The following is a 13,310-nucleotide window of genomic DNA, read 5'->3' as shown; positions in this document are numbered from 1 at the left end:
TTGTGTAAAATAATTTTGAATAAAAATATAAAATTTTTCTAATACGCAAAAACATTGCACACTTTAGTTTTTACTTTGCATCAACAAAATGAGAGAACACATGGAATTTAATGGAAATCACTTAATCGAATTAGGATATAGATCTGCAAAATGGTTCAAAGAAGCGATTGCATATATCAATGAAAATAAACTGGATGAAAATCAAATCAAGGAATATTTAGAGCAATTTAAACAACCTGAACTGATTCCTCTTCATGAAACTGCAAAAGATTTTGTGATCAACATCCGAGCGGAACATGAAAGTGAAAATGATAACGTGGAAAAAGTAATCAATACGATGAACGTCCTAATGAAAACGCCGACTTTAGTTGCCGGAGCAATTATGCCCGATGCGTGTCCTACAGGTCCGGTTGGTCAGATTCCTGTAGGTGGAGTTGTTGTGGCGAAAAATGCGATTCATCCCGGATTTCATAGCGCAGATATCTGCTGTTCGGTGATGCTGACAGATTTTGGAAAAGCAGATCCTAAAGAAGTTTTGGATGCCGCTCATTCTGTAACGCATTTCGGATATGGAGGAAGACCAAGAGGTGAGCAATTGGAGATGTCTCAGGAACTTATGGATGCTTTCAGAGCCAATGATTTCCTGAATGATGAAAAACTGATAAGCATTGCCCGTTCTCATATGGGAACGCAAGGTGACGGTAACCATTTCTTATTTATCGGAATTTCAAAAAATACCGGAAATACAATGCTGGTGACGCACCACGGTTCAAGAGCTCCGGGAGCTGCTTTGTATGATAAGGGAATGAAGGTGGCCAATAGATTCAGAATGGAAAATTCTCCTGAAACGTTAAGAGAAAACGCCTGGATTCCGTATGATTCTGAAGAAGGAAAATCATATTGGGAAGCGCTTCAACTGATCAGAACATGGACGAAAGAAAACCATACTTCTATTCACGATGCGACCTTAAATAAACTGGGGATCGAGAAAGAGGACAGATATTGGAACGAACATAATTTCGTTTTCAAAGATGGAGATTTATTTTACCATGCAAAAGGCGCAACACCTTTGGATGATAAATTCATGCCGGATATTACAGGACCAAGATTGATTCCTTTAAATATGGCAGAACCTGTTTTGATCGTAAAAGGAACAACCAATGAAAGAAATCTAGGATTTGCGCCACACGGAGCGGGGAGAAATTTCAGCAGAAGTCAGCATAAAAAGTCTTTGGCGCATAAAACGACTGAAGAAATTTTTGCAGAGGAAACAAAAGGGCTTGACGTTCGTTTCTTCACCAATGAAATCGATATTTCTGAGCTTCCAACTGCTTATAAAAGTGCCAAAAACGTGAGAGCACAAATTGAGGAATACGGACTTTGCGAAGTTCTGGATGAAGTAATGCCTTACGGATGTATTATGGCGGGTGATGTTCAGAAGAATGCGCCATGGAAGAAAAAGAAGAAGTTTAGAAAGGCTTAAAAATTTCTTTTGACTTGAATCAAAAGAAACAAAAATTCAAGACTTGGAAACTTCCGCTAAAAATTAAAACTTAATCCTAAAATTCCCAAAACTAGCGCGAATTAATGATTGGTTCTTCGGTTCAAGATTTTAATCGCGCTTCGAACAGTGGGAATTTTTTAACGGATGAAATTTTAATTTTCTTAACGCTCCATTTTCCGAGGTCGGCTTATTGAGGTTAAGAATTCAAAATCGATTAACAAAAAAATAATAACCAACCTTGCAGGTATGAAAGCCTGTAAGGTTCATGAAAACTTTTACAATAAGGTAGGAACAGTAGCTCAGATGGTAGAGCAACAAGAGTACTTTTCGCTGCTGGCAAAAAAAGTTCCTATGAATTCCAGTTGTGTGTCGCAGGTTCGAGTCCTGCCTGTTCCTCAAAATAATTAAGGCAAAGAAAGTTCCTATTTATAGACATTACTTTCCGCCTTTTTAAAAACTCTAAGGCAAAGGGAGTTCCTATAATTTTTGGAAAAATACTCCCCGCCTTTTATAAACTATAGGTAAAAGGAGTTCCTATATTATTCACTTAAAGAGAACTACTCCTCACTTATTTTTTAAATTAAAAACAATGAAAACATTACAATTATTCAATGCCGTATTAGCAAAAGAATCTGATGCAAAAGCATTTATTTCGGACAATGGTTTTATTATTGAGCCTAACGCGATGTGGGCAAAAAAGGAAATTATTTCCTATTATGCCAAAGAAAAACTGAATGGAACTGATTTAAATAAAACCTTTCATAAATCGTGGCAGAAAATAAAAAACAGCACAAGATTTCAATTGTTGGTTGAACAGATCAACCATTATGTTTCGACGTATGGAAGCAATTTTCAGGCTGAAATATATATTCCGAATGAAGTATTGGATATTCCTGGCTTAAAGTTGAATTTTAAAGTCATTAAAGCCTATTCAAAGGAAGAAATGACGGAAAAATGCCTTGCTCTTTTGAAGTCCGGAATTGCGTTGAAAGAAGAAACTATCGATGATATCCTGAACATTCTGCATCACGAGCTGGAATACGATTTCACAGGAAAGGAAAACATCCGAAATAAAGAAGCAGTGATAAAAATTGCCGACCGATACGATATTTACCCTGAAAATCCTGTTGAGTTTTTCCGATATGTAATTTATAAAACAACGAAAGAAACACTTTTAATTAAGAATGATGATTTAATTAACGATATTAAGCAGAGTAAATTCAATCCAACTTATCTTTTTGAAAGTTTCGGACTGGAAAAAATGGCGGAAATTTTTAACCGTTTCAAACCTTTATTTTTAGCATATAAAAACAGAGCGTCAAAAACGATTAATAAAATTTCAAAGCTGTCAAAAGTTTATCATCAGCCATTAGTTTCAAACCCTTTGAATAACGCAACAAACATTTTGCTGGAAAACAGCGATTTGCATTGGCTGGAAAACGCGACTCCGTTTGCATTATTTAAAGCTTTGTCGGCTTGTTATTCAAGAATGTATGGTCAGGATACTTTTGTGTATAGAATCCGAAACGGAAAATCGTGGACAAAAAAATCCACCGCAACTTCTGTGAATGAATTGAATTATGATTTTATCTTAAATTATTTAAAATCTAAATATAATTTAACCGGAAAGAAAATCTATTTTCCTAAAGATATAGAGTTTGCTTTACCGACTTCCGAAAAAATGTTTGTTGGAAATATTCCGACCGGAACAAGATTTTACGGAGAAAGTCTTGCTGTAGGAATTTATTGGGAAAACGCATGGGGGTGCTTATGATCTCGATCTTTCAGGATTGAACATTGCCGGAAAAATCGGTTGGAATGCAGCATATAATCAAAATGAAGGACAATTGATGTATTCCGGAGATATAACTTCTGCGCCAAACGGTGCCGTAGAATATTTGTATGCTAATAAAGGCTTATCCTCTCCTACATTGGTAATGAACAACGTTTTCAGCGGAAACAGCGATTGCGGTTATAAAATCGTTATCGGAAAAGGTGATGCCATTACCTACAATTATATGATGAATCCTAATCATCTTTTTGCCGAAGCCAAATGTAATTCGGCTCAGAAACAAACGATTTTGGGGATGTTACTGCCAAAAGACGGGAAACAGTGCTTTGTATTGCTGAATTTCGGAGCCGGACATTCTCATGTTTCAGGAAATAATGAAGTCTCTGTTATGGCAACAAATGCCTTGTATCAGCAATGGTATGAAGCTATTTCTTTCAATCATCTGGTTGAAGAGTTAGGGGCACATATTACTCCAAATAGAGAAGCAGCAGAGTTTGATTTTTCTTTGGAAAACTTAGAAAAAGATAGCTTTATCAAAATTTTCAAATAACTTTTACTGTCATTTTAAGTGAACTCTTGAAATGGCAGTTTTTGTTTAAAGTCATTATTTTCTTTTGTCTTGAAACAAAAGAAACAAAAATTCAAGACTTGGAAACTTCCGCTAAAAATTAAAATTTAATCCTAAAATTTCCAAAACTTGCGTGAATTCCAAATAAGCTCTTCGATTCAAAATTTTGGTCACGCTTCAAATAATGGAAATTTTTTAACGAATAAAATTTTAATTTTCTTAACGCTCCATTTTCCTAGGTCAGATTAATGGGTCAAGAATTTATGCCCCATACAAAATCTACATAATTAATTAAATATTACATACTTATAAAATTTATATTTCTAATAGAAACTAATCCGTTTTTTACGCCAATCACTGTTTTCTTTCCGTAATCGATCTGAATACTGAACATATTTTTCAACGGAAACTGGAGAATAGCCTGAAGGATCAGCCGAATAACTCCAGCATGAGTTACAATTAAAACTTTATTGACGCTTTCTTTCGAGATCAGTTCATTCCAGAACTCAGAAACCCGGCTTTGCATTTCTAACAGATTCTCTCCGTTTTTGGCTTTTATAGTAACGAAATCTTCATACCACGGATTGATTTCTTCTTCGGGAATTTCGTCCCATTTTTTCAGTTCCCAATCCCCGAAATTCATTTCACGGATTCTTTCATCCGTTTCATAATGCAGCTGAAAATATTTTGCCAATAATTGACATCGTTGTGAAGGACTTGAAATAATCAAATCAAAATCTTGACCAATTTGAATGGCCTTAAAATCTTCTTCAAAGTCTTTTCTTAAAGGTATTTCTGCAAATCCGTAACACAAATGATCCGGATTTTCTACCGCAGTATGACGAATTAAATGAATTTCCATACGATAATGGTTCCCAGATACAATAAAACTTCACTAACCTGCTGAACCGTTCCCAAACAGTCACCGGTATATCCTCCGATATGTTTTTTAAAATACCAACCCAGGTACATCTTCCCGATGTAAGCCAATATAAAAGCCGGAATTAACCGCCAATCCGGAAGCACTAAAAATGCAATCAGAACCGCCAAGAAGCTTATGAATAAAGACTTTCTATCCAATGGCTTATTCGCCAATGGTTTAGACTTGCTTACATCAATATCCGTAACATACTGATGCGTGTAAATCATCGTTCCCGAAATAAACCGGCTCGAGGTATGCGCGAAAATAATAATGGCTAATGTTTTCATTACATCCAGACTTCCTAACTTCTGAATGCTGAAAAATTTCAAGGCAAATAATAAAATGATTCCGATTGCTCCGTACGCTCCTACACGGCTGTCTTTCATGATGGTCATGATTTTCTCTTTCCCATAACCGCCTCCGAAACTGTCACAGACATCGGTAAAACCATCTTCATGAAAAGCTCCGGTCAGCAAAACACTCGAAATCATCATTAGAACAATCGCTATTTCAAGATTAAAAAGCTGAAAGGAAAGATAGAAAATAGCAGCGTTGATGATTCCGATCAATAGCCCCACCCACGAAAAATATTTCTGAGACCTGTTCATAATTTCACTTGAATAGGGAACTTTGAACGGAACCGGAATCCTAGTAAAAAACATCAGCGCAGTGGCAAAGTAAATCAGTTCATTCTTTACCGCTTTCATTTAATCTTTATTTGAAACATTGGCATCCTCAAAACTCGACATTTCGTCCAGGAAGTTAACTGCACTTTGAATCAGCGGATAAGCCAATGCACAACCTGTTCCCTCTCCTACTCGCAGATTAAGATTCAGTAAAGCTTTTTGCCCTAATAATGCTAATAATTTGATGTGTGCATATTCATCGCTGACATGACAGAAAATACAGTTGTCTAGAATTTCAGTATTCTTTTTAGCCAGCGAAGCAACAGCAACCGTTGCGATAAATCCGTCAATTAAGATCAGCATATTCTGTCGGTATGCTTCTTCCATGGCACCCATCATCTGAGCAATTTCCAATCCACCAAAAGTTTGGGCAATTTCGTCAGCTGTTTCAAGAGTCGGATATTTTTCTATACATTTTGAAAGAATATCAATTTTATTCTGCAATTGAGCATCATTTAAACCGGTTCCTCTTCCCACACAATCCACAATCGGAACATTGAATAGCTGGCTCATCATTAACGAGGAAGCTGAAGTATTACCAATTCCCATTTCCCCGAAACCGATAATATTACACCCTGTTTCAGAAATTTCTTTAACAACAGACCTGCCGTTTTCTAGTGCCAGTTGATATTCATCAATGGTCATTGCCGGTTCTTCCAGGATATTTCTGCTGGATTTCCGCACTTTTTTATTGATCAAATCCAAACCTTCTGGAAAATCAAAATTGACTCCTGCATCCACAATTTTCATGTCAAATCCATTCTGTCTGCAGAAAACATTGATCGCCGCTCCTCCTCCTAAAAAATTCATCACCATCTGATACGTAACTTCCTGTGGATAAGCGCTCACTCCGGCTGTTGCAATTCCGTGATCGGCTGCGAAAACAACTATATGCGGTTTGATTAATATGGGAGAAGTTGTCTGCTGAACCATTCCGATTTTATGAGCCAATTGTTCTAAAAATCCTAATGCTCCTAATGGTTTTGTCTTGAAATCGATTTTGTGTTGTAGTTCGTCTGCTAACATTTATAGAATGTAGATTTTTTGTCTTTTTATTAAATTAAATGATGGAGTGCAAATTACTAAATTCCGGGTATTAAACAGATATTTAATTTTCTTTTGTCTTGAAACAAAAGAAACAAAAATTCAAGGCTTGAAAACTTACGCTAAAAATTAAAACTTAATCCTAAAATTCCCAAAACTTACGCGAATTCAAAATTTATTTTTTGATTTAATATTTGTATCGCGCTTCAAACAGTGGGAATTTTTTAACGGATTAAGTTTTAATTTTCTTAACACTTCAGTTTCCCAGGTCGCTTTTCGAGCTCCACTACTCTATAACTTTCCAATCCCTGAAAACACTACAATTCTCAAACAAAAAACCTCAACGTAAAAACATTGCGCACGTCCTCTTTTACTTTGCATTATAAATTAAGAACAATGACACCAAAAATAATAGAGAAATTAAAAGAAGTTGAGGGAAAACGCAACGTAGAAATACTTCTCGCTGTAGAATCCGGAAGTCGAGCGTGGGGTTTTGCCTCTCCCGACAGCGATTACGATATACGTTTCATCTACCGACACGAAAAAGACTGGTATCTTTCGCCGTGGGATAAAGATGAAACCATAGAATTTATGACCGAAGACGATCTGGACGGTTCGGGATGGGATTTGAGGAAAACTTTTCATTTATTATTGAAGTCGAATGCAGCTTTGCTAAGCTGGTTCTACTCTCCTATCGTTTATGTGAAAAATGAAAAATTTTACGATTTATTCAAACCTTTGGCAGATGAATGCTTTTCCCCGATAGCAGTTTCTTACCATTATCTGAGCATGAGCAAAAAATATCTGGAAGCCTGCAGAAGTGATGAAGTAAAACTGAAATCTTATTTCTACTGCCTTAGAACTGCCTTAACCGGGAAATGGATCTTGGAAAAAGGAACCGTTCCACCTGTTTTATTTAGTGAATTGCTGGTTTTAGTAGATGATTTCACTAAAGCAAAAATAGAAAATTTAATAAGCTTAAAGGTCACAAAAGGAGAATCTTATTACCATCCGAATGACTGGGAATTGCTTGGATTTTTGGAGAAAATGGTAATGGATAATGAGGAAAAAGCGAAAAGCCTGAAAGGAGGAAATGCAGATAAAAATAAGATGGAGAGTGTTTTTAGAGAGATATTAATGTAACAAATTATGCGATTACGGGAATCCGTAGTCGTTTTTTGTCAATAGAAAATATATTTGTTAAATTTCATTATTAAAACTAAACCATGTATATAAGCAAAATTCGAATTAAAAATTTCAGATTACTAAAAGACACTACCTTTTTGCTAAATGAAAATGAGAAACAGGAATTATCACTTTTAATTGGACGAAATAACAGTGGGAAAACATCATTTATAATGCTTTTTGATAAGTTTTATAGAAATGAAAGTTTTAAATTTAATTTCTATGACTTTTCTACATCATTAAGAGACAAAATTTTTAAGATAGATGAGAATACTGTGATTGAAGATTTATCTATTCAAATGATTCTCGAAATAAAGTATGATATTAAAGATTCTTTAGAAAACATATCTGACTTTATATTGGATTTAGATCCTGATGTAAATATTGTAAAAATTCTATTTGAATGTTCAATTGATAAAGATAGATTAGTTAAAGATTTACAACAAGTAAAAAAATATAAAGAAAAATTTATAGAAAAGAATTTACCAGATTATTTAATTAGCAAAAACATTTATGTCTTTGAAAATGAAGCAGACTTAGAGGTTCAGAATAGAGGGAATTTAGTAAAGAAAGATATTTCTGCAGTCAGAAAATTGATTAATTTTCAAGTTATTCACGCAAAAAGAAATGTCTCAAGTTCTGAAACTAGCGGAAATGGCAAAGGGGCTTTATCCGAAATGACTACCAAATATTTTAATAAAGAACATAAAGAATCTTCTGCTGATTTTTTTGAAATTAATGATGCAATATCAACAATGGATTCTACTCTGGACGATAAATACAAAACACACTTTGAACCATTTTTAGAAAATGCAAAGAAATTTCTTGATATAAAAGATCTGAGAGTTATCTCAGATTTAGAATCGAAGCAATTATTTACCAATCATTCTAAAATTGTTTATGGAGATGGTTCAAATAATCTTCCTGAACATTTAAATGGATTAGGCTATGTGAACATTCTTTATCTATTACTTCAAATTGAAGTTAAGAAAAAATATTTTTTAGATGAAAAGAAAGATATAAACCTTTTATTCATTGAAGAGCCTGAAGCTCATACTCATCCTCAAATGCAATATGTTTTTAGTCAAAAAATTCAAGATATTATACGAGAGATTAATAAAGAAGCTAATTTACAAACCTTTATTTCTACCCATTCTTCTCACATAGTTTCACAATGTAATTTTTCTGATTTACGTTACTTTAAACTCAAGGATGGAAATATTAATGTTAAAAATTTTTACACTGATTTAGATGCTAAATACAAAGGCAAAGAAGAATATTTTAAATTCTTAAAGCAATACTTAACTCTATATTCTTCTGAACTCTTCTTTGCTGAAAAGATTATATTTATTGAAGGAACTACAGAAAAATTATTACTGCCGTACTTTATCAGTCAATATGATAAATTGGTAGTAGCTCCCCAAAACAAAATATCATCACAAAACATTTCTATAATTGAAGTAGGAGCTAATTCGAAAGTATTTAAGTATTTTTTGGAGTTTTTAGAAATTAAGACTCTGATAATTACTGATATTGATACCACTAAAATAGTAATAACTCCTGCTACAGCAGAAAAAAAAGAAAGTTCAAGCAATAATGCTTGTCCTGTGATTGAAGGAGATAATACAAGTAATTATTCTATTAAAGAATTTTTGAATATACCTGAAAAAACAGAAACTACTAAACTTGCCCAATGGTTTAATAAGCTTAAGGAAAATACATTACAAGATGATTCTCACTTTATAAAAATTGCTTATCAGATTAAAGAATCAGGATATCACGGCAGAAGCTTTGAAGATTCATTTATTAGCTTGAATTTAAAAGAAATTGTTAAATTCAAGGAAAGTGATATTTTGGGAATTCAGAATAAAGACAAATTAATTGACTCAAGAACTGATTTTTATGAATTGACAAAGGACATTTTAAAAATAAATGGAAAATCAGATTTCGCTTCTTCACTTTTATATTTAGCATTAACTGGTAAAGTTGAGTGGAAAACCCCATTATACATTAAAGAAGGTTTACAATGGATAGCAAACTAAAACCAATCGAACATATAAAGCAAATTATTGATGATAATCAAGATGCTGAAAAAGAATTTAAAAATTTTGTTTTACAAGGCGGAGCAGGAAGTGGAAAAACAGAATCTTTAAAACAAATTCTTGAATATATTTCTGACACTTATCCAGACAAAAAAGGTGTTTGTATTACACTAACAAATGTTGCAGTTGATGAAATTAAAGCTAGAATTGGAGAAAATAAAAATTTCATTGTTTCTACAATACACTCTTTTTTAAACGATTTAATTAAAGATTATAAAAAAAATATTCACGAAGTAATCTTTGAAATTTTTAAAGTAGAAAAGATTATTAGAAAAGAACTAGATACTGGAGAAGATGAAAAGGAGTATAAAAAGAATGAACACGAAAAATATAAAAAATTATATGGAAAATATGCTGGCAAACTATTTACAACAACTGGAGAAAAGACTTCTAAAGTTATAGGTAAGAGAGAATACGATAAAGAACCAACAAAATTCAATAATGATTTAAATATTGAAGCAGATAAATTAAATGAAAAAATATTGGAGATTATTAAATCCATTGATTATAACAAAATCCGATACAACGAAACTCGTTATAATAAGTTCAATGAACTATCTTTTGGACACGATGAGTTATTACATATTGCGTCTCTTCTATTTAAAAAACATTCTTTATTGGGTAAAATTGTAAGTGACAAATTTGATTTCATACTGATTGATGAATATCAAGATACAAATGAAAAAATAGTTGATATTTTTTTAAATTCAATCCCAAAAAATAATAAAACAACTATTGGATTCTTTGGTGATTCTATGCAAGGAATTTATGATGATGGAATAGGAGATGTAGAAAAAGAGATAACTGAGAATAAATTAATCAAAATTGAAAAAGAGGATAATTTTAGATGCTCTGATAAAGTTATTGATTTTATAAATACGATAAGAAACGATGGTCTTGAACAAAATTTAGCTTTAAAAAATGCTGAAACTTCTGAAGATAGAAAAGGAGAAGTAAAGTTATATTATTCTATTTACGACAAAAAACCAACCACACACAGTAGTTTTGAAGATAAAGACAAATACTTTGAATATCTGAATCAATTAATAACTAAAGTTTCGGCGGATAATCCTGAAGTTAAAAAATTAATGTTAACCAATAAATCTATTTCAAACGAACTAGGTTTTAGGATTCTTTATCAAATATTCAATGATAGATACACAGAAGTTAAGGAAGAAATTGAGAAAACTTTAGAAAGGATTCAATTAATAGAAATATATGAGCTTTGTTCTGCTTATAAAAATAAGAACTATAATTTCGTTTTTGTAAAACTAAGGAAATGCGGTTTCGAATTAAAATCCGTTAAAGATAAAATAAGGATAAAAAGGCTTTTCGATGAATTATTAAATACTAATCAATCAGTTAACGAGGTCTTAAAATTTGCATTTGACAACAAATTGATAAGTAAATCTGATTCATACAAACAATACATTTCAAATAGAGATGCTTATCTCGAAAATTTAAAAAATGATGTTAGATTTCAATATTTAGAGTCTTTGTATTTTGATGAAGGAAATTCATCAACGAAAATGACAGCAAAGGATGCTTCTGTTTCTACTGAAGAGTTTGAAGAATTTGAAAAAAATCTTAAGAGAAAAATATTCTATAATGATTTATTTTCTGAAAAATTAAAATTCCCTGAAGTCTTGAATTACTATAATTATATTGATGAAAATAATACCTCAGATTATATAACTATGCATAAGACCAAAGGTTCTGGAATTGAAAATGTAATGGTTGTAATGGACGAATATTTTTGGAACAAATACAATTTTAGAACTATTTATGATGATGAGGAAGACTTATCAAAGAAGTTAAAAAATAAAAAGCTTTTCTATGTAGCCTGTTCAAGAACAATTAAGAATTTGATTTGTGTGAGATTAGTGTCTGATGAAAAAGAGGAAAAACAATTATTAACCTTTTTTAAAGGAGTTGAAATAAAAAAAGTAGACTATAATACATGACCATCCAAGACATAAAAAACAAAAACCTCATCCTCTTCCAAGCCATCTCCGGAAGCCGATCTTTCGGATTGGCAACAGAAAGCTCAGATACAGATATTCGCGGCGTATATTATTTGCCGAAAGAAGAGTTTTTTGGTTTAAACTATATTCCGCAAATTTCCAATGAGACAAATGATATCACGTATTATGAAATCGGGAGGCTTGTTGAATTATTACAGAAAAACAATCCGAATATGTTAGAAATTCTGGCAAGTCCGGAAGACTGTATTCAGCATAAAAACCCTTTGATGGATTTGCTGAAACCTGAAGATTTTCTTTCCAAATTATGCAAAGATACATTCGCGGGTTATGCCATTTCACAGATCAAAAAAGCAAAAGGGCTCAACAAAAAGATCCTGAATCCGATTGCTCAAGAAAGAAAATCCATTCTCGATTTCTGTTATGTTTTACAGAATCAAGGCTCAATTCCATTGAAAAAATGGCTGCGAGAATTCCCCTCCACCGGAGGGGTGTCCGAAGGACGGGGTGGTTTAATTCAGGAAAAATGCGGTTTGGTAAGCATAGACAATACCAAGGGAATGTTTGCTCTTTTCTACAACGAATCAGGAGATTTACATTACAAAGGAATTATCCAGCATGAAGAAGCCAATCAGGTTTCCGTTTCATCGGTTCCGAAAGGTGAAAAAGTATTGGCTTATCTTTTCTGTAACCTCGATGCTTATTCGACTTATTGCAAAGATTATCGTGAATACTGGAAGTGGGTTTCGGAGCGAAATGAAGACCGTTATAACGTTAATCAGAGTCACGGACAAAATTATGACAGCAAAAACATGATGCACACCATTCGTTTATTGCAGTCGTGTGAGCAGATTTTTAAAACCAGTTCGTTGAATATCCGTGTGGAAAACCGAGACGAATTATTAGACATCAAAGCCGGAAACCGGTCGTATGAAGCGGTAATGGAAAAAGCAGAAAGTCTTATTAAATCTATTGAATATTATCATTCGATCTCTACGCTTCCCGATTTTCCGGATTTGGAAAAAACAACAAAAATCTTAATTGAAATAAGAGAACAATTATACAGCTAAATATTTTCCAGCCAATTCTTAATGCTTTGTTGTTAAGAATTGGTTGAAATCTAAGGAGATTCAATGGATTATTTTTTCTTCGAATTCTTTGAAACTTTAGCTATAGGATTATAATCCAGACATATTTTTATCCAATATTCAAAATCTTCAGGCTTTTGAAAACCTTCAGGTTCTACATAACAATATCCTTTAAGCTGTTTCCCTTTCATGATCATTGGCAGAAACCCCTTTCTTTCCGCAACTTCATCTTCCAGATGCGGATCATAACGACACATCAGGTTATCGTGGCTCACATTGATGCACATTTTCCCATTCACCAGGAAAGATAATCCGCTGAACATTTTTTTCTCAACAATTTCGAGACCAGGAATTTCGGAAAGCCGCTCACGAATTCTGTCTGCGAGTTCAATATGATATGCCATGATCAGAAAATTTATATTTCTAAATTAATTAAA

11 protein-coding genes and 1 tRNA gene are annotated in these 13,310 nt (G+C 33.1%); 8 read left to right on the top strand and 4 right to left on the bottom strand.

Translation table 11 applies throughout. The features are described 5' to 3' along the window. Positions 1-100: 100 nt before the first annotated feature. From MKS83_RS21000 to MKS83_RS20985, 4 genes are all read left to right on the top strand, one after another. On the top strand, positions 101-1,483 hold the full coding sequence (locus MKS83_RS21000; RefSeq protein ID WP_240581201.1) for an RtcB family protein: 1,383 nt from the start codon (positions 101-103) through the stop codon (positions 1,481-1,483). A gap of 309 nt (positions 1,484-1,792) precedes the next feature. Continuing rightward, positions 1,793-1,900: transfer RNA gene (locus tag MKS83_RS20995), tRNA-OTHER, on the top strand. Positions 1,901-2,093: 193 nt separating this feature from the next. Further along, positions 2,094-3,278, top strand: coding sequence for a hypothetical protein (locus MKS83_RS20990; protein WP_240581200.1), 1,185 nt, complete (start codon positions 2,094-2,096; stop codon positions 3,276-3,278). Between the two features lie 16 nt (positions 3,279-3,294). Then, a complete protein-coding gene (locus MKS83_RS20985) occupies positions 3,295-3,846 on the top strand; it encodes a hypothetical protein (RefSeq protein ID WP_240581199.1) in 552 nt (183 codons plus the stop codon). 316 nt (positions 3,847-4,162) lie between these two features. Here the strand turns inward: MKS83_RS20985 and cobC are convergent, their stop codons facing one another. From cobC to cobT, 3 genes are read right to left on the bottom strand one after another with little or no spacing between them, the layout of a single operon-like run. Further along, complete coding sequence (gene cobC, locus MKS83_RS20980; RefSeq protein ID WP_240581198.1) at positions 4,163-4,726, bottom strand: alpha-ribazole phosphatase; 564 nt, start codon at positions 4,724-4,726, stop codon at positions 4,163-4,165. Further along, positions 4,711-5,493, bottom strand: coding sequence for an adenosylcobinamide-GDP ribazoletransferase (locus MKS83_RS20975; protein WP_240581197.1), 783 nt, complete (start codon positions 5,491-5,493; stop codon positions 4,711-4,713). Before MKS83_RS20975 ends, cobC begins: the two co-directional genes overlap by 16 nt. Continuing rightward, on the bottom strand, positions 5,494-6,498 hold the full coding sequence (cobT, locus tag MKS83_RS20970; RefSeq protein WP_240581196.1) for a nicotinate-nucleotide--dimethylbenzimidazole phosphoribosyltransferase: 1,005 nt from the start codon (positions 6,496-6,498) through the stop codon (positions 5,494-5,496). It abuts the gene before it with no gap. A 414-nt stretch (positions 6,499-6,912) separates the two neighbouring features. On the opposite strand from cobT, the gene MKS83_RS20965 reads away from it, so the two are divergent. From MKS83_RS20965 to MKS83_RS20950, 4 genes are all read left to right on the top strand, one after another. Further along, entirely contained in the window at positions 6,913-7,659 is a 747-nt protein-coding gene (locus tag MKS83_RS20965) for a DNA polymerase beta superfamily protein (protein WP_240581195.1), read from the top strand. 83 nt (positions 7,660-7,742) lie between these two features. Beyond that, positions 7,743-9,743: an ATP-dependent nuclease gene (locus MKS83_RS20960; protein ID WP_240581194.1), complete on the top strand. Its 2,001-nt coding sequence runs from the start codon at positions 7,743-7,745 to the stop codon at positions 9,741-9,743. Then, complete coding sequence (locus MKS83_RS20955; protein WP_240581193.1) at positions 9,728-11,767, top strand: UvrD-helicase domain-containing protein; 2,040 nt, start codon at positions 9,728-9,730, stop codon at positions 11,765-11,767. Before MKS83_RS20960 ends, MKS83_RS20955 begins: the two co-directional genes overlap by 16 nt. Next, entirely contained in the window at positions 11,764-12,855 is a 1,092-nt protein-coding gene (locus tag MKS83_RS20950) for a DNA polymerase beta superfamily protein (RefSeq protein ID WP_240581192.1), read from the top strand. The genes MKS83_RS20955 and MKS83_RS20950 overlap by 4 nt, the downstream gene beginning before the upstream one ends. A gap of 68 nt (positions 12,856-12,923) precedes the next feature. Here the strand turns inward: MKS83_RS20950 and MKS83_RS20945 are convergent, their stop codons facing one another. Beyond that, a complete protein-coding gene (locus tag MKS83_RS20945) occupies positions 12,924-13,277 on the bottom strand; it encodes a TfoX/Sxy family protein (RefSeq protein WP_240581191.1) in 354 nt (117 codons plus the stop codon). Positions 13,278-13,310: the final 33 nt, after the last annotated feature.

Source organism: Chryseobacterium sp. Y16C (assembly GCF_022488405.1).
GTDB lineage: Bacteria > Bacteroidota > Bacteroidia > Flavobacteriales > Weeksellaceae > Chryseobacterium > Chryseobacterium geocarposphaerae.
The sequence above is the reverse complement of the archived record's forward strand: the minus strand, read 5'-3'. Positions and strand labels throughout refer to the sequence as shown.

Excerpts from the sequence above, each read along its gene's own strand:
- MKS83_RS20950 (WP_240581192.1), top strand. The coding sequence starts at position 11,764 with ATGACCATCCAAGACATAAAAAACAAAAACCTCATCCTCTTCCAAGCC.
- MKS83_RS21000 (WP_240581201.1), top strand. The coding sequence starts at position 101 with ATGGAATTTAATGGAAATCACTTAATCGAATTAGGATATAGATCTGCA.
- cobC (WP_240581198.1), bottom strand. The coding sequence starts at position 4,726 with ATGGAAATTCATTTAATTCGTCATACTGCGGTAGAAAATCCGGATCAT.
- MKS83_RS20945 (WP_240581191.1), bottom strand. The coding sequence starts at position 13,277 with ATGGCATATCATATTGAACTCGCAGACAGAATTCGTGAGCGGCTTTCC.
- cobT (WP_240581196.1), bottom strand. The coding sequence starts at position 6,498 with ATGTTAGCAGACGAACTACAACACAAAATCGATTTCAAGACAAAACCA.
- MKS83_RS20955 (WP_240581193.1), top strand. The coding sequence starts at position 9,728 with ATGGATAGCAAACTAAAACCAATCGAACATATAAAGCAAATTATTGAT.
- MKS83_RS20975 (WP_240581197.1), bottom strand. The coding sequence starts at position 5,493 with ATGAAAGCGGTAAAGAATGAACTGATTTACTTTGCCACTGCGCTGATG.
- MKS83_RS20990 (WP_240581200.1), top strand. The coding sequence starts at position 2,094 with ATGAAAACATTACAATTATTCAATGCCGTATTAGCAAAAGAATCTGAT.
- MKS83_RS20965 (WP_240581195.1), top strand. The coding sequence starts at position 6,913 with ATGACACCAAAAATAATAGAGAAATTAAAAGAAGTTGAGGGAAAACGC.
- MKS83_RS20960 (WP_240581194.1), top strand. The coding sequence starts at position 7,743 with ATGTATATAAGCAAAATTCGAATTAAAAATTTCAGATTACTAAAAGAC.